Here is a 420-nt window from a genome sequence, read left to right as displayed (position 1 = left end):
GTGCCACCGGCCCTCCTGGCGGAAGCCAACCGCTGGGGCCTGCCGGTGGTGGAAGTGCCGTACGAGACCCCGTTCATCGCCATCACCAAGCTGGTGGCAGACGCGCAGTCCGCCGACCATTACGCCAAGCTGGAACGGCTGATCGCCGGGCACCAGGTGCTGGCCCGGGCGCTGCTGACCGGCGGCGGACTGGCCGAACTGTTGAAGAACCTGGGCGGCATGCTCCGCACTGACGTTGCACTCACCCAGTTCACGGCGCAGCTGTACAACAGCAGCACGGCCAGCCCGTCGGCGGACATCTGGTCCAGCTACCCCGTGCCCACGGGGCGGCGCGATGCCTGCACACTGTGGGTGCGCCAGCCGTTCGAGGACACCGGAATCATCGGCTACGCACAGAACCTGATCAGCGTGGAGCTGAAC

Annotated in this window: 1 pseudogene; it reads left to right on the top strand. The window is 67.6% G+C overall.

What is annotated here, in order from left to right:
- Window positions 1-420: pseudogene (locus GVN67_RS29340) on the top strand (PucR family transcriptional regulator ligand-binding domain-containing protein); the annotation flags it as partial.

The sequence above is a fragment of the Roseomonas sp. 18066 genome, assembly GCF_902706185.1.
Taxonomy (GTDB): domain Bacteria; phylum Pseudomonadota; class Alphaproteobacteria; order Acetobacterales; family Acetobacteraceae; genus Pseudoroseomonas.
This window is presented reverse-complemented; position numbering and strand designations above follow the sequence as displayed.